14 protein-coding genes are annotated in these 15,119 nt (G+C 71.7%); 5 read left to right on the forward strand and 9 right to left on the reverse strand.

From position 1 onward, the window contains the following. Window positions 1-29 precede the first annotated feature (29 nt). The 6 genes from ACFY12_RS32490 to ACFY12_RS32515 all read right to left on the reverse strand — a co-directional run bounded on the left by ACFY12_RS32490 (window position 30) and on the right by ACFY12_RS32515 (window position 6,713). Window positions 30-581, reverse strand: a complete 552-nt coding sequence (locus ACFY12_RS32490) for a cysteine dioxygenase (RefSeq protein ID WP_390719552.1) — start codon at window positions 579-581, stop codon at window positions 30-32. Window positions 582-738: 157 nt separating this feature from the next. Continuing rightward, window positions 739-2,721: an FAD-dependent monooxygenase gene (locus ACFY12_RS32495; RefSeq protein WP_390719553.1), complete on the reverse strand. Its 1,983-nt coding sequence runs from the start codon at window positions 2,719-2,721 to the stop codon at window positions 739-741. 264 nt (window positions 2,722-2,985) lie between these two features. Then, window positions 2,986-3,918, reverse strand: coding sequence for an amino acid ABC transporter permease (locus tag ACFY12_RS32500; protein WP_390719554.1), 933 nt, complete (start codon window positions 3,916-3,918; stop codon window positions 2,986-2,988). Window positions 3,919-3,997: 79 nt separating this feature from the next. Further along, window positions 3,998-4,645: an amino acid ABC transporter permease gene (locus ACFY12_RS32505; protein WP_390719555.1), complete on the reverse strand. Its 648-nt coding sequence runs from the start codon at window positions 4,643-4,645 to the stop codon at window positions 3,998-4,000. Between the two features lie 315 nt (window positions 4,646-4,960). Continuing rightward, the gene (locus ACFY12_RS32510) at window positions 4,961-5,872 is read right to left on the reverse strand and encodes a glutamate ABC transporter substrate-binding protein (RefSeq protein ID WP_390719556.1); all 912 of its coding nucleotides are present in this window, start codon (window positions 5,870-5,872) and stop codon (window positions 4,961-4,963) included. 55 nt (window positions 5,873-5,927) lie between these two features. Beyond that, on the reverse strand, window positions 5,928-6,713 hold the full coding sequence (locus tag ACFY12_RS32515) for an amino acid ABC transporter ATP-binding protein (protein WP_390719557.1): 786 nt from the start codon (window positions 6,711-6,713) through the stop codon (window positions 5,928-5,930). A gap of 301 nt (window positions 6,714-7,014) precedes the next feature. On the opposite strand from ACFY12_RS32515, the gene ACFY12_RS32520 reads away from it, so the two are divergent. From ACFY12_RS32520 to ACFY12_RS32530, 3 genes are all read left to right on the forward strand, one after another. Beyond that, a complete protein-coding gene (locus ACFY12_RS32520) occupies window positions 7,015-7,752 on the forward strand; it encodes a response regulator transcription factor (RefSeq protein WP_390719558.1) in 738 nt (245 codons plus the stop codon). Between the two features lie 16 nt (window positions 7,753-7,768). Further along, window positions 7,769-9,184 (forward strand): ATP-binding protein, encoded by a 1,416-nt coding sequence (locus tag ACFY12_RS32525; protein ID WP_390719559.1) that lies wholly within the window; start codon window positions 7,769-7,771, stop codon window positions 9,182-9,184. Window positions 9,185-9,439: 255 nt separating this feature from the next. Continuing rightward, complete coding sequence (locus tag ACFY12_RS32530) at window positions 9,440-9,643, forward strand: cold-shock protein (RefSeq protein ID WP_362918331.1); 204 nt, start codon at window positions 9,440-9,442, stop codon at window positions 9,641-9,643. A gap of 173 nt (window positions 9,644-9,816) precedes the next feature. On the opposite strand, the gene ACFY12_RS32535 is transcribed toward ACFY12_RS32530, so the two are convergent. Beyond that, on the reverse strand, window positions 9,817-10,812 hold the full coding sequence (locus tag ACFY12_RS32535) for a TAXI family TRAP transporter solute-binding subunit (RefSeq protein WP_390719560.1): 996 nt from the start codon (window positions 10,810-10,812) through the stop codon (window positions 9,817-9,819). An 85-nt stretch (window positions 10,813-10,897) separates the two neighbouring features. Continuing rightward, a complete protein-coding gene (locus ACFY12_RS32540; protein WP_390719561.1) occupies window positions 10,898-11,779 on the reverse strand; it encodes a poly-gamma-glutamate hydrolase family protein in 882 nt (293 codons plus the stop codon). A 284-nt stretch (window positions 11,780-12,063) separates the two neighbouring features. Between ACFY12_RS32540 and miaB the strand changes: the two genes are divergently transcribed. Next, a complete protein-coding gene (gene miaB / locus ACFY12_RS32545) occupies window positions 12,064-13,587 on the forward strand; it encodes a tRNA (N6-isopentenyl adenosine(37)-C2)-methylthiotransferase MiaB (protein WP_390719562.1) in 1,524 nt (507 codons plus the stop codon). A gap of 68 nt (window positions 13,588-13,655) precedes the next feature. Then, on the forward strand, window positions 13,656-14,378 hold the full coding sequence (locus tag ACFY12_RS32550; protein WP_390719563.1) for a class III extradiol dioxygenase subunit B-like domain-containing protein: 723 nt from the start codon (window positions 13,656-13,658) through the stop codon (window positions 14,376-14,378). A 195-nt stretch (window positions 14,379-14,573) separates the two neighbouring features. Here the strand turns inward: ACFY12_RS32550 and ACFY12_RS32555 are convergent, their stop codons facing one another. After that, on the reverse strand, window positions 14,574-15,002 hold the full coding sequence (locus ACFY12_RS32555; RefSeq protein WP_390719564.1) for a hypothetical protein: 429 nt from the start codon (window positions 15,000-15,002) through the stop codon (window positions 14,574-14,576). Between the last annotated feature and the right edge of the window lie 117 nt (window positions 15,003-15,119).

Here is a 15,119-nt window from a genome sequence, read left to right on the forward strand (position 1 = left end):
CCTCTCCCTGACTCGCTCGCGACGCTCGCTCATACCTCCGGGCCCCATTCCTCCGGGCGCTCGACCTGTTCGAGGCGGAGTACCTGTCCGGTGCGGCTGTAGCGGCGCATCAGCGGCAGCGGCGGATAGTAGGCGTGCACCGACACCGCATGGGTGTCGGCGGAGAAGTTGAGCACCTGATGGACATGGTGCGGACCGAAGGCCCGGCCGTGGCCGTCGCGGAGCGTGCGTGCGCGGTCCACACCGTCGGCGAGCTCCAGGGTTTTCCAGCCCTCGGTGGGCAGTTGGGCGGTGAGCGACTGTTCCGTCAGCTCGCCGTCGGCGACTGCGAAGGCGCCGCGGGAGCCACCGTGGTCGTGCCAGCCGGTGCCGGTGCCGGGCGGCCAGCCGATCAGCCAGGCCTCACTGCCGTCAGGACCGTCGAGCCGGATCCAGGTGCGGCCTTCGGGGTCGAGCGGGAGCGAGGCGATGAGCGCTGCGTCCGCGGCGGTGCGGCGGGCGAAGCCGAGGAGTTCGGAAGCGCTGGGCCCGCTGCGGGTGCCGGGGGCATGCGGGCGCGCGGAGGTACGTACGTCGGGCACGGAGACCGTCCTGGGGGATCGCGAAGGGGCGCGGCCGCCGGGCAGGAGAAGGCGGCAGCGCGGGGAGGGAGACGCGGATCAACAGGACGGACGACACATGCAGCCCGCATGGCGGACCAGGTCCAGATGGACCCTCCGCCAGAATCGCGAGCCGGGATCAGTCACGCTCGGAGTGAAACATGGGGGATCCCACAGGGTCAACAGCGGAGGCCGTGTCGAAGCCGTGTCGGACTTGTCGCCGGTCTTCGGGGCCCTCCTCGCTCACGGGTCCCCCCTCGTCCGTGGTTCCCTCCCTGTCCGGGGCTTGCTCCTCGGCCTCGGCGGCTTCGGTGTCCTCGCCGGGCCTGCTCGCCCCGGACCCCGCAGTCCCGGTCCCCGTACCCGCCCTCGCGCCCGTGCCCGCACCTGCACCCGGCCTCGCACCCCCGCCCCCGCCCGTACCCGCGTCTCCGCCCCGTACGGCCGCCGCGCAGGCGGACATCTCGGCCGGGCGGACGCCCGACAGGGCGGTGACCAGGTGGCCGTCGGGGCGTACGAGGAGGACGGTGTGGGCGGCGGCGCCCGGATAGGCCTCGGTGACGAGGATCTCGGCGGGCATCGGCAGGGCCGCGACCGCGCCGGTCAGCTGCGGCATCAGGCCCGCCGACCGCCAGTGCCGGCGGTCCCAGACGGTGGTGCCGGGGGCCACCAGCACCACCAGGAGACCCCGCCCCAGGCGGTCCCGCAGCCGGACCACCGAGCCGTCGGACGCGGTCACCGGCACATCGGTGACCGGCGCCCCCGGAGGCGTCTCGGTGAGCGGACCGCCGGTGTGTTCAGCAGGCGGAGCCAGCGGAGTGCGGGCGTAGACGGGCGGCGCGCCCAGGGGGCCGCGGCCCAGATGCCCGTCGGTCAGCAGGGTGCTGCGGCCGCGTGCCGCGCCCGGGAGCACGGTGCGCCAGCGGGCCGATCCGCCGTCCCGGAGCAGCGGCAGCGCCTGGTCCGCGGCGCGCAGCCGGGCCGCGACCGCGGCTCGGCGCTCGTCCTGGTAGCTGTCGAGCAGCGTCTCGGAGGCGCCGTGGTGCCAGGCCAGGCTCAGCTTCCAGGCGAGGTTCTCGGCGTCGCGCAGCCCTTCGTCCAGGCCCTGTGTGCCGAGTGCGCCCAGCAGGTGCGCGGCGTCACCGGCGAGAAAGGCGCGGCCCTGCCGCCAGCAGCGCGCCAGCCGGTGGTGGACGGTGTGCACGCCGGTGTCGAGGAGTTCGTACGGGGGGACGAGCCGGTCGTGACCGTGTGAGAGCGCCCCGCCGGCGTCCGGACCGGTTCCGTCCACCGACGTGCCGCCCGAGGGGCCGTCCGGCGACCCGGGCGGAAACCCGGCGGTCCAGCCGGCCAGGGAGTCGCGGATCCGGGCCACCAGGGCATCAGGGGTGACGAGTTCGCGCCCCGGTGGCAGCAGCCAGTCCAGCCGCCACACGCCGTCGGCCAGCGGGCGGGCGGATACCTCGCTGCCCGGTCCGCCGCTCTGCCGGGGCGGCGAGCGGTGCAGCAGGGCCTCACCGGGCCAGGGGAGTTCACAGCGCAGCGCGGCCACCGCGTGCCGCTCGACGGCGGTACGGCCCGGGAAGCGGATGTCCAGCAGCTTGCGGACGGACGACCGTGGGCCGTCGCAGCCGATGAGGTAACTCCCGCGCCACCACGTCCCGTTGGTGCCGCGGGTGTGGGCGCTGATGCCGTGCTCGTCCTGTTCGAGGCCGACGAGCCGGCTGCCCGTGACGACCTCGGCGAGCTTCTCGCGGGCCAGCGCGGCGCGCAGGGCGCGGGTGAGCGTGTGCTGGGGGAGATGGACCGGGGAGGCCACGGCGGACGAGCCGGCCTCGCCGTCCGGGGTGCGCGGAGCGAAGGCGACGCGTTCGACGAGGCGCCGGCGGCGCATGATGCGCCAGGCCGTCCAGCGGGTACCGTCGCTCTCCAGGGCGTCGGCGCAGCCGAGCCGGCCGACGAAGGCCGCGGTGTCCGCGCGGAGTACGGCCGTACGGGCGGGCCGGGTGTCCTCCTGGCCGGCGGTCTCGTCGAGGACGACGGAGGGCACGCCGAGCCGGGCGAGGGCGAGGGCGAGGGACAGGCCGACCGGGCCGGCCCCGACGACGATCACCGGGTCCACGGCGCCGCTCCCTGGGGCCGCTGGAACGTACGGGACATGCGGGAACTGGCGCTGGGAGCCCGGTGCGTGATCACACAGCGTATGCAACCCACTGCGGGCGTCGGCGTCAAGTGACGGAGGCGGTGGCGCCCTCGCCACCGCCTCCGCACGGTCGGATATCAGCCGGGTTCGGCCAGGGACGACGAAGCGGCTCCGCCGGGCTCCGGCCGGGATGACACGGCCAGGGCCCTTCTCCCACGGGGATCCGTCAGAAGGGCAATACACCTAGCCCTTCGTGCCCATGGGGCCGTCCGGGGCCGCTTCGGCGACCTCCATCGCGTCGGTGGCGGCCACCGGCTCGGCGGCGTCGGCCACGCTGATGCCGGTCCTGGCCCGACGGCCGCGCCGCTCGATCCAGTGGGCGAGGCCGGACAGCGCCAGGCACATCGCGACGTAGAGGGAGCCGGTGACGATGATGATCGGGACGTAGGTGTCGTTGCCGTTGACGATGATGTTGGAGCTCATCAGCCGGGCGGTGTAGAGGAGCTCCTCGAACGTGATGATGTAGCCGAGGGAGGTGTCCTTCAGGGTCACCACGAGCTGGCTGATGACGGTCGGCAGCATCGCCCGGACGGCCTGCGGGATCAGGACCGTCGTCATGACCTGGGTCTTCCGCATGCCGAGTGCGTAGGCGGCCTCGCGCTGCCCCTTGGGTACGGAGTTGATACCGGCCCGCAGGACCTCGGCCTGCACCGAGCCGTTGTAGACCGTCAGGCCGAGGACCAGCGCCCAGAACTGCGGCTGGGCGCCGGTGAGTCCGAGGCTCTCACGGTTGCTGAGGAAGATCACCCATACCGCGTAGATGGTGATCAGCAGCGGGACGGCCCGGAAGAGCTCGATGAACCCGGTCGCGAACCAGCGGATCGGCTTGTGGTCCGACAGCCGCGCCACGGCGAGCAGCACGCCCAGCACCAGCGACAGCACCGCGGCGACCGCGAAGACCTGAAGTGTCGTCAGGACGCCGTCGCGGATGCTGGTCCGCACGCCGGCGTAGTTGAAGATGTTCCACACCTCGGGCTCCAGCTGGCCCTTGGCGCTCAGCCGCAGTACGGCGAAGACGACCAGACCGAGCACCGCGAGGGAGCCGAGGACGGTGTAGACGCGGTTGCGTGCCCTGGCCTTCGGTCCCGGAACGTCGTAGAGAACGCTCGCCGTCATGCCCCTACCTCACTTCGTTCCGCCTCGCCCGCGCGCGGCACTCGTTTCGTCCATCCCGTGCTGTGTCTGCCGCGGCCGTTCATCGGGCCACCCCCAGCCGGCGCTCAAGCAGCCGGAAGAGGCCGCTGATGGCGAAGGTGATGACGAGGTAGGACAGGGCGACCCAGAGGAAGATCCAGGCGATCGCGTACCCCTTGTCGTTGAGCAGCTTGGAGACGCTGAACAGCTCGGGGAAGCTGAACGCGCCGGCGATCGCCGAGTTCTTCGTCAGGGCGATGAAGATGCTGCTCAGCGGGGGGAGCACGGTGCGGGTGGCCTGCGGGAGCACGATCAGCCGGAGGGTCTGGCCGAAGGTCATACCGAGGCTGCGCGCGGCTTCCGCCTGCCCCAGCGGGACGGTGTTGATGCCGGACCGCACCGCTTCGCACACGAACGACGAGGTGTAGAAGCCCAGCGCCAGAGTGGCCAGCACGTACGGGCTGGCGCCCGTGAAGAGGACCAGCGGCACGACGAAGAACGCGACCAGGAAGAGCAGGGTCAACGGGGTGTTGCGCAGCACCGTGACCCAGGCCGTCCCGAAGGCGCGCAGCGGCGGAATCGGGGAGACCCGGAAACCGGCTATGAGTACGCCGAGTACCAGCGCGAGCAGGCCGCTGGACGCGGTGATCACCAGGGTCCCGAGGAACCCGTCCCGGAACTCGGGCAAATAATCGAGGAGTACGTTCATGGGGTCTCCGCGGTAGCGGTCAGGTCGGCGGCGGGGAAACAGCGGAAAACAGCGGGAAACGGCGGAATCAGCAGGAGTTAGCAGGAATCTGCGGGAATCAGGGGGAATCTGCGGGAAGTTGGCGGGGAAGCCGCAGGAGCCAGGAACTCAGGGAGCCACAGGAGCCGGGGAGAGCCGGCGGGCAGGCGCCCGATCGGGGCGCGCGAGCGCGGCGACAGCGCGCGCCCCGTACAGCGGAGACAGCGCGCCCCGTACACCCGGCCACGACGGGCGTACGGGGCGGCGCGGTCAGCAGGGGAGGAGCGGGCCGGCGCCTCAGTACCGCGGCAGCGGCGTCTGCGGGGCGACGTACTTCGAACCCGACTTGCCGAGCGTGCCTTCGTACGCCTTCTGGTAGTCGCTGTTCTTGATGTGGTTCTCCAGCGCCTTGGTGATCGCCTCCCGCAGCGCCTTGTCGTCCTTGTTCATGCCGACGCCGTAGGGCTCCTTGGTGAACGGCCGGCCGACGACCCGGAGCTTCTCGGGGCGCTGGGCGGCGTACCCCTTGAGGATCGCGTCGTCGGTGGTGACCGCGTCGACCGAGCCGTCCAGCAGGTTCTTGACGCACTCCGAGTACTTGCCCATCTCGGTGGTCTCGGCGCCGTACTTGTCCTTCTTGATCTCCTGGAGCGGCGTGGAGCCGACGATCGAGCAGACCTTCTTGCCCTTGACCGCGTCCGGGCCGGTGATGGCCTTGTCCTCCTTGCGCACCAGGAGGTCCGCACCGGCGGTGTAGTACGGGCCGGCGAAGCCGACCTGCTTCTTGCGCTCGTCGTTGATGGTGTACGTACCGACGTAGAAGTCGACGCCGCCGTGGGAGATCTTGGTCTCCCGGACGTTGGAGTCGACCGTCTGGAAGTCGATCTGCTTCTCCGAGAAGCCCAGGTCGGCCGCGATCATCTTGGCGATCTCGATGTCGAACCCGGAGTACGTGCCGGTGGCCGGGTCCTTGAAGCCCAGGAACGGCTGGTCGGCCTTGACGCCGACGACGATCTTCTTGGCCTTCTGGGCCTTCTTCAGCACCGGCGAGTCGATCGTGACGTCCGAGGCGACCTTGTACGTACCGCTGAAGACCTCCCCGCCGGCCGGCTTGTCGCCCGCCGTACCGGCCTCGCCGCCGCACGCGGTTGCCGTGGCCGCCAGGGTGAGCGCCACCGCACAGGCCGCAGCCGTCTTACCCATCCTCATGGTCAACATCCTTTGGTTCAGCACGTGTTGGGGACATGGTGGCCCAACCGCGGTCTCAGTGATGGAGGATCTTCGACAGGAAGTCCTTGGCGCGGTCGCTGCGCGGGTTGGTGAAGAACTGGTTGGGCTCGGCCTCTTCGACGATGCGGCCGTCCGCCATGAAGACGACCCGGTTCGCCGCCGAGCGCGCGAACCCCATCTCGTGCGTGACGACGACCATCGTCATTCCGTCCCGGGCGAGCTGCTGCATCGTGTCCAGCACCTCGTTGATCATCTCCGGGTCCAGTGCGGAGGTCGGCTCGTCGAAAAGCATCACTTTCGGGTCCATCGCCAGGGCGCGGGCGATCGCCACGCGCTGCTGCTGGCCGCCGGAGAGCTGTGCGGGGTACTTGTCGGCCTGGGTGCCGACCCCCACCCGGTCCAGCAGGGCGCGGGCCGTCTGCGCGGCCTTCGCCTTGTCCGTTCTCCGGACCTTGGTCTGCCCCAGCATCACGTTCTCGAGCACGGTCTTGTGCGCGAAGAGGTTGAAGGACTGGAAGACCATGCCCACGTCGGCGCGGAGCCGGGCCAGCTCCCTGCCCTCCTGCGGCAGCGGCTTCCCGTCGACGGTGATGGTGCCGGAGTCGATGGTCTCCAGGCGGTTGATCGTGCGGCAGAGCGTCGACTTGCCGGAGCCCGAGGGCCCGATCACGACGACGACCTCACCCCGGTGGATCGTCAGGTCGATGTCCTGGAGTACGTGCAGCGCGCCGAAGTGCTTGTTCACGTTGTCCAGCACGACCAGCGGGTCCCCGGTCCGCGCGGGGCCCTCGGCGTTCTTGGTCACCGATACTTCGCTCATCGGCGTACAGCTCCGTCCTCCTCGGTTGGGAGGACCCTAGGCCGGGGCGAGAACACCGTCAGCACATCTGAGGGGAAATTGAGCATAACGATCCGGTCGCAGCGGAACACTCTGTGTGAAACGGGGAGGCGGGTCCTGGCGGCGGGCCTGGAGGCAGGTTCCAGCGGTCACGGGGTACCGGCTGGGTAACGGATGGCGGCCCGGGGGTGGCCTGCTCTTGACGTGTGTACCCCCCATCGCCGTAGATGCCCTGTGGCCCGTACGCACGTGGCCCGTACGCACGCACCCGGGAGGAGGACCGATGAGACTGCTGCTGGTCGAGGACGACGATCATGTCGCCGCGGCGCTGTCCGCGGTGCTCGCCAGGCACGGCCTGGCCCTCGTGCACGCGCGCAGCGGGGAGGAGGCGCTCCAGGCCCTGCTGCCCGATGACGCGGAGCCCTTCTCGGTGGTGCTGCTCGATCTCGGGCTGCCCGATCAGGACGGCTTCGAGGTGTGCGGCCGGATCCGCAGGATCTGCAGCGCCCCGGTGATCATGGTCACCGCGCGCGCCGATGTGCGGTCCCGTATCCACGGCCTCAATCTGGGCGCGGACGACTATGTGGTCAAGCCCTACGACACCGGTGAGTTGCTGGCCCGTATCCACGCGGTGAGCCGGCGCGCGGTGTCCCCGGGGGACGGCGGCGGGGAGCAGCCGGCCGCCGAGGGCGCCGTGGCCGAGCCGCTGCGGCTGGGCGCGGTCACCGTCGAGCTGTCCACCCGGCAGGTGTCCGTGGACGGCACCGCGGTGCCGCTCACCCGCAAGGAGTTCGATCTGCTGGCGCTGCTCGCCCAGCGCCCGGGGGTGGTCTTCCGCCGGGAGCAGATCATCAGCGAGGTGTGGCGGACGAGTTGGGAGGGCACGGGCCGGACCCTGGAGGTGCATATCGCCTCACTCCGCGCCAAACTGCGTATGCCCGCCCTGATCCAGACGGTGCGTGGCGTCGGCTACCGCCTCGTCGTGCCCGCCCCCGGCCGACCCGCTTCCCCGGCGCCCTGAAGGCCGCCGCCGGCCCGTGCGCACCCGACTCCTCCCGCTCCTCATCGTCCTCATGGCCGGTGTGCTGCTGGCGCTCGGCGTCCCGCTCGCCGTCATCACGGCCGGTGTGGAGCAGCAGAAGGTGGTCATCGACCGGATCGACGACGCCGCCCGGTTCGCCTCTCTCGCCCAGTTCGTCACCGCCCGCTCCGACGCGGGCACCCGGAACGGGATGCCCGGGGAGGACGAGCGGCTGGCCGCCCTCGGCGCCGAGCTGGCGCGCTACCACGACCTCTACGGCGTACGCGCCGGCGTCTTCTACCGCGACCGCACCCCCATGGCCGCCGCTCCGCAGGACATGCCGGTGCCTGCCCACGGCGAGGGCGCCCGGGCCTTCAGCGAGGCGCTGGCCGGGCGTCGCAGCCATGATCCGCACCAGGTCTGGCCCTGGGAGGAGGGCGGCCGGGTCCCGGTGGCCTCACCGGTCATCCGCGACGGCGATGTGGTCGCGGTGGTGGTCACCGACTCGCCCACCGGGCAGATGCGGTCGCGCATCCTGCGCGGCTGGGCGCTGATCGGGGCCGGGGAGTGCGCGGCCATGCTTGTCGCGGTCGCCGCCGCCTTCCGACTCACCGGCTGGGTGCTGCGGCCGGTGCGGGTCCTGGACGTGGCCAGCCATGACATCGCCACCGGCCGGCTGAAGTCCCGGGTCGCGGCCACCGCCGGACCGCCCGAGCTGCGCCGGCTGGCTCGTTCCTTCAACGAGATGGCCGACCACGTCGAGGACGTCCTGGAGCAGCAGCGCGCCTTTGTCGCGGACGCTTCCCACCAGCTGCGCAACCCGCTGTCGGCGCTGCTGCTGCGGATCGAGCTGCTGGCGCTCGAACTCCCCGACGGCAACGAGGAGATCGCCTCGGTCCGTACCGAGGGCAAGCGGCTGGCCCGGGTCCTGGACGACCTGCTCGACCTGGCGCTCGCCGAGCACTCCGCCGCCGACCTCCAGCTCACCGATGTCGCCGCGCTGGCCGCCGAACGCGTCGACTCCTGGCGCCCGTTGGCCGCCGCCAAGGGCGTCCGCCTCACCTACGAGGGGCAGGACGCGGTCACCGGCTGGGCCGACCCGGTAGCGCTCTCCAGCGCGCTGGACGCCGTCGTCGACAACGCCCTGAAGTTCACCCCGGCAGGCCGGCCCGTCGTCGTCGGCACCGCGCCGGACGGCGAGCGGGTCCACATCACCGTCGCCGACCGCGGGCCGGGCCTCAGCGACGATGAACTCGCCCGGATCGGCGACCGCTTCTGGCGCAGCAGCCGCCACCAGAACGTCTCCGGCTCCGGACTGGGGCTGTCGATCACCCGCGCCCTGCTCGCCGCGGGCGGCGCCACCATCGCGTACGCCCCGCATCCGCCGCACGGTCTCAAGGTCACCGTGACCGTGCCGCGCACCGGGGCCTGAGGCCCCTGACCGGGTACGGCGGGCCGTTCCGCAGGTGCGTGATGTGACGCGGATCACTGGTCGGTCCGCACCATGCCTGTGCTAGCGTGAACGGTGTTGCAGTTGTGGTACCCATGATGAACTTTGTGCGCGCCCGGAGGCTGGAAGCCCCGGGCGTTCCTTGTTTCCGGGCCTGTTCCGGTGTGGGGCGATCAATTCGGCGACAAGGGAGGCCGCGCAGTGTGGTCTCCGGTTTGCCCCATGAAGGAGAAAGACATGGCTTCCGGCACCGTCAAGTGGTTCAACCCCGAGAAGGGCTTCGGCTTCATCGAGCAGGACGGCGGCGGCCCCGACGTCTTCGCCCACTACTCGAACATCGCCGCCCAGGGCTTCCGTGAGCTCTTCGAGGGCCAGAAGGTCACCTTCGACGTGACCCAGGGCCCCAAGGGCCCGCAGGCGGAGAACATCGTCGGCGCCTGACGTCGTCCGACGCGCCCGACGCAGCTTGCGTCCCGTGGCCGGGGCCCGCACCGCAGAGCCGGTGCGGGCCCCGGCCCGTTCTTCTTCCGGAGCCGCGCGCTTCGGTGCCGCATGCTCCGGTGCTTCGTGCTCCGGTGCCTCACGGCTTCTGATGCGTCACGGCTTCTGGTGCGTCACGGCTTCTGGGATAGGTAGTACCGCCGGGCGCCCTCGTGCAGCCCCAGCGGTTCGGTGAACACCGCCGTGCGCAGGTCCACCCGCTGTGCGGCGTGCACCTGGCGTCCGATGCGGTCCCGGCTGTTGATCACGGTACGGGTGATGCCCTCGGTCAGCGCGGCGTCCGAGCGGTCCGTCGTCACCAGCAGATTCGCCACCGCGATGGTCTTCACCGCCTGTCCTTCCTGGGCCCGCGGATAGGCGTCGGCGGGCATCACCGCCGCCCGGTAGTAGCGGGTGCGCTCGTCCTGCCGGTGCAGCCCCTCGATCAGGTCCCCGAGCTGGACCAGCCGGACCGGGAACCGCTGCACCAGGCGCTGCACCGCCGTCGTCGGCAGCCCGCCCGACCAGAAGAAGGCGTCCAGCTCCCCCCGCTCCAGCAGCTCCGGCATCCGGTCGATGCCGACGCGTACGGGCTCGATGTCCCGGTCGAAGCGGAGTCCGGCCGCCGTCAGCAGCCGCCGGGTGATCAGTTGAACTCCGGAGCCGTCGGTCCCGACCCCCACCCGCAGCCGCCGCAGGTCCTTCGCCGAGCGCACCGTGGACCCCTTCGGCACCACCAGCTGCATGTAGTCGTCGTACAGCCGGGCGCAGGCGCGCAGCCGGTCCGCGCCGGGCCCGCCCCTGCTCCGGTACGTGGCCACCGCGTCCGCCGTGGCGATGGCGAACTGCGCGTGCCCGGCGGCCAGCTGCCGCAGATTGTCGATCGACCCCTCGCTGCGGGCCAGCCGCAGGTCCAGCTCCGGCATGTCGTGCGCCAGATCCCGCTGGAGCAGTTCCCCGTAGCGTGCGTACACGCCGGTCGGCAGGCCCGTGGCCAGGGTTACCCGGCCGCCCGCCGACCGCTCACCGCCCGTCGACAGCGGCCACCACAGCGCCAGGCCGAGCGCGACCAGTGCGGCGATCGCCGCCTGGAGGGCCCGGCGGCCGGGGAGGGGGAGGGCTGTGGCCATGGGCGGGATCCTGCCAGGAGACTGGCTTGATCGGGAGGGGTGGCCGGAATCCCTGGACCGTTGACGACCGGGCCCAGGGCACACGTCACAGGATGACCTGGTCCGGGCCGGCTTCCAGGCGGGCGATGGCCGCGCGGCAGGCGTCGGTGAACCGCCGGAAGGTGTCGTTGGTGCTGGTGGGGCGTTCCTTCAGGGTGAAGCCGTCGAACATGCTCTTGCGCAGTTCTGTCGTGATCTCCAGCTGGCCGCCCTTGCCGAGCATGGTGCGGTTGCAGGGATTGTCGACGTGGTCACCGTTGAGGTCGGGCTTGGTCGCGCCGTCAACGGTCTGGAACCCCGCGCCGCGCAGTTCCTCGGTGAGGTACCGCTGGAAGGCGGTGTTGCGTCCGCCGATCACGACCGCTTCGGGCCGCTTGGCCGGGGCACCGGCCTGTTCGGCGGTGCAGCCGTGCAGGCTGAGGACGTTCAGGCTGCTCGCGGCCATGGACAGGGCGACGTGGTCGTCGCAGTTCTTCGCCGTGACATGCAGTTCGCGGTTGGACGGGGCGTCCTTCGGCTGTGACTTCGACGGTTTCCGCAGCCCCTCGAACATCCAGTAGTCGTAGACGGGTCCCCCGGCCGGGCGGACGGCGAGGCCGCCGGGGTCGTATCCCGCGATTCCCAGGCAGAGTTCGGACGTCCCGGGCTCGATACCGCCGCCGTGCATGGCCATGATCATCGTGCGGTTGTAGGGGAAGGAGCGCCGGATGTCGTTGTCGGTCATCTCGTGCCGCTTGTAGCGACGGGCGTACTCGGTCCCCTCGCCGTCCGGCAGCTTGGTGTACAGGTCCGTGCTGGAGCGGTACGTGTCCCCGATCCCGGATGCGTGGGCTTCACCGGCGCCCCATGCCGAGGTCAGCAGCGGGGCGGCTGTCGCGGCGGCGAAAGCGGACAGAACGGTGCGTCGGGTGGTGTGTGACGTGGCCAATGGTGGTCTTTTCGACAGGCAGCCTCGGCGGTCGGCCGCCGGCTGCGGGGCTTCGGGGGAGCGCGGCCGCCGAGGGCGGCTCTCCGCGTCGTACGGGGCCGACTGGGCGTCGTACGGCACTACTTGCCGGCGGACATCCGCATCGATGACGCGCGTTCACCTGATTAAGGTCATGAAAGGGGCGATAGCGCCCCTTCGTTCGTTATAACTATCACTTTGCGTGCATCCCCCGCACCCCGGCATCGGCGTCGAGAGGTACGCCGGGCACCGCCTACCCTTGTCGTATGACCAGCAGCGACCGGAGCCAGGCAGCAGTGGACGTTCAGCAGAGCAAGACGTACGAGATCCGCACCTACGGGTGCCAGATGAACGTCCATGACTCCGAGCGGCTGTCCGGGCTGCTGGAGGAGGCCGGGTACGTCCCCGCGCCCAAGGGCGGCGAGGGCGCCGATGTCGTGGTGTTCAACACCTGCGCGGTGCGGGAGAACGCCGACAACCGTCTCTACGGCAACCTCGGGCAGCTCGCCCCGAAGAAGGCCGCGCACCCCGGCATGCAGATCGCCGTGGGCGGCTGCCTCGCGCAGAAGGACCGGGACACCATCGTCAAGAAGGCGCCCTGGGTCGATGTGGTCTTCGGCACGCACAACATCGGCAAACTGCCGGTCCTGCTGGAGCGCGCCCGCGTCCAGGAAGAGGCACAGGTCGAGATCGCCGAGTCGCTGGAGGCGTTCCCGTCCACGCTGCCGACCCGGCGCGAGAGCGCGTACGCGGCCTGGGTGTCGATCTCGGTCGGCTGCAACAACACCTGCACGTTCTGCATCGTCCCGGCGCTGCGCGGCAAGGAGAAGGACCGCCGGCCCGGCGACATCCTCGCCGAGGCCGAGGCGCTGGTCGCCGAGGGCGTCAGCGAGATCACCCTGCTCGGGCAGAACGTCAACGCCTACGGCTCCGACATCGGGGACCGTGAGGCCTTCAGCAAGCTGCTGCGCGCGTGCGGCACGATCGAGGGGCTGGAGCGGGTCCGCTTCACCTCCCCGCACCCCCGCGACTTCACCGACGACGTGATCGCCGCCATGGCCGAGACGCCGAACGTGATGCCGCAGCTGCACATGCCGTTGCAGTCCGGCTCCGACCGCGTCCTCAAGGCGATGCGCCGCTCGTACCGCCAGGAGCGCTTCCTGGGCATCATCGAGAAGGTGCGCGCCGCGATGCCGGACGCCGCCATCTCGACGGACATCATCGTGGGCTTCCCCGGCGAGACCGAGGAGGACTTCGAGCAGACCATGCACGTGGTGCGGGAGGCGCGCTTCGCGCAGGCCTTCACGTTCCAGTACTCCAAGCGCCCCGGCACCCCGGCGGCCGACATGGACGATCAGATCCCCAAGGCCGTCGTCCAGGAGCGCTATGAGCGCCTGGTCGCCCTCCAGGAGGAGATCTCCTGGGAGGAGAACAAGAAGCAGGTCGGCCGCACGCTGGAGGTCCTGGTCGCCGAGGGCGAAGGGCGCAAGGACGAGGCGACGCACCGGCTGTCCGGGCGTGCGCCCGACAACCGGCTGGTGCACTTCAGCAAGCCGGAGGAGCCGGTGCGGCCGGGCGATGTGGTGACCGTGGAGGTCACGTACGCCGCCCCGCACCACCTCCTGGCCGAGGGGCCGGCCAAGGCGGTCCGCCGTACCCGGGCCGGCGACGCCTGGGAGAAGCGCAACGCTGCCGCGACGGCGAAGCCCAAGGGCGTGCTGCTGGGCCTGCCGACGATCGGCGCTCCGGCGCCCGGCCCGGCCCCGGCCGCCGGCTGCGGCTGCGACTGACCCGGAGGACCGGCGTACCGGATGCGGTGCATGCCGAGCGGCGCCCCCGGGGCGTTACGCTGCGTGGCATGCTCGTAGCCGCTGCCATCTGCCCGTGTCCGCCGCTGCTCGTCCCGGAGGTGGCCGTCGGCGCCGCCCCTGAGCTGGACGGGCTGCGCGCCGCCTGTCTGGACGCGATCGGTGTGCTCGCCGCATCCCGCCCCGACCGGCTGGTCGTCCTCGGTCCCGCCGATGAGACCGGCCGTGGTACGTACCCGCAGGGCGCCGTCGGTTCCTTCCGGGGCTTCGGGGTGGATCTCCAGGTGGTGCTGGGCGCGGCGGAGGACGTGGCCGGGGAGGGGCCCGAGAGGGAACTCCCGCCGTCGCTGGCCGTCGGGGCCTGGCTGCTGTCCCGTGCGGACTGGGACGACTCCCCGGTGGAGGGGCTGGGCGTCGCGGAGTCGCTGCCCGGTGAGCGGTGTCCGTCCGCCGGCCGGGAGATCGCGGCGGCGGCGCCCAGGGTGGCGCTGCTGGTGATGGGCGACGGCAGCGCCTGCCGGACGGTCAAGGCGCCCGGCTACTTCGACGAGCGGGCCGAGGGCTTCGACGCCGCCGTGGCCCGTGCCCTGGGCGCCGCCGACCTTCCCGCGCTGACCGCGCTCGACGAGCGGCTGGCCGCCGGCCTCCAGGCGTCCGGACGGGCCTGCTGGCAGGTCCTCGCAGGCGCGGCCGAGGGGGCCGGGCTGAGCGGCCGGCTGCTGCGCGAGGAGGCTCCGTACGGCGTGGGCTACTTCGCGGCCACCTGGTCGTAGCGCGCGTCGTCCCGGGACGGCCGTGCGCCGGGACGGTCGTGCTCCCGGGACGGCCGTCATGCGCGATCCCCGGAGGGCCCCCGTCACGTGCGTCATCCGCATCCGCATCCGTGGACACGACAGCGGCCGCGGGGCGGTTTCCCCGCGGCCGCTGGGCCACGCCTGCTCGAGCCGCGCGCACGACCGGCGCGCGGACTACTTCCGCGCGCCCTCGCCGGACTCGCTGTCCGTGGCGGCCGGTGCCGACTGCTGGCGGGGGATACCGGCGCTCTCGGCGGCCTTCTCCGTACGCGCCTCGCCGTCGGCGGCCGGTTGCGGTGCCGCCGTGCCGACGGCCTCCCCGTCCCCCTGCTCGTCCCCCTTCTGCTCGTCCCCCTTCGCGTCACCGGCCGCCGCCGAAGCCATGACGTCCCCCGCTTCCACCGGGGCCCCCGCCGTGGGCGACGCATCGTCCTCGCGAGACTCCTCGTCGCCCGCGGCCCCCTGGGCGTCGTCGACCTGCTCGGCGGCAGCCCCCGCGGCCCCCGCGGCTCCCTTGCCCCCCTCGTTCCCCTCCGCTTCCGTGGCGCCCTCGGCGTCCGCCGAAGCGGCCGGCTCCGCCGGTTCCTCCGCCTCGGCCGTCACCGTCGCAACGGCACCTGCCTCCGTCGACGCTTCGGACTTGCGGCGACGAAACCGCGAAAACACGCCCATAACTGCTCCTACGCTCTTCATGTGGCGACATCCCGGGTCGCTCGGAGC

The organism is Streptomyces sp. NPDC001339, from assembly GCF_042895955.1.
Taxonomy (GTDB): Bacteria; Actinomycetota; Actinomycetes; order Streptomycetales; family Streptomycetaceae; genus Streptomyces.

Bases quoted from the DNA above. Each gene is read 5' to 3' on its own strand.
- ACFY12_RS32500 (WP_390719554.1), bottom strand. From the start codon at position 3,918: ATGACGGCGAGCGTTCTCTACGACGTTCCGGGACCGAAGGCCAGGGCA.
- ACFY12_RS32505 (WP_390719555.1), bottom strand. From the start codon at position 4,645: ATGAACGTACTCCTCGATTATTTGCCCGAGTTCCGGGACGGGTTCCTC.
- ACFY12_RS32510 (WP_390719556.1), bottom strand. From the start codon at position 5,872: ATGAGGATGGGTAAGACGGCTGCGGCCTGTGCGGTGGCGCTCACCCTG.
- ACFY12_RS32515 (WP_390719557.1), bottom strand. From the start codon at position 6,713: ATGAGCGAAGTATCGGTGACCAAGAACGCCGAGGGCCCCGCGCGGACC.
- ACFY12_RS32520 (WP_390719558.1), top strand. From the start codon at position 7,015: ATGAGACTGCTGCTGGTCGAGGACGACGATCATGTCGCCGCGGCGCTG.
- ACFY12_RS32530 (WP_362918331.1), top strand. From the start codon at position 9,440: ATGGCTTCCGGCACCGTCAAGTGGTTCAACCCCGAGAAGGGCTTCGGC.
- ACFY12_RS32535 (WP_390719560.1), bottom strand. From the start codon at position 10,812: ATGGCCACAGCCCTCCCCCTCCCCGGCCGCCGGGCCCTCCAGGCGGCG.
- miaB (WP_390719562.1), top strand. From the start codon at position 12,064: ATGACCAGCAGCGACCGGAGCCAGGCAGCAGTGGACGTTCAGCAGAGC.
- ACFY12_RS32550 (WP_390719563.1), top strand. From the start codon at position 13,656: ATGCTCGTAGCCGCTGCCATCTGCCCGTGTCCGCCGCTGCTCGTCCCG.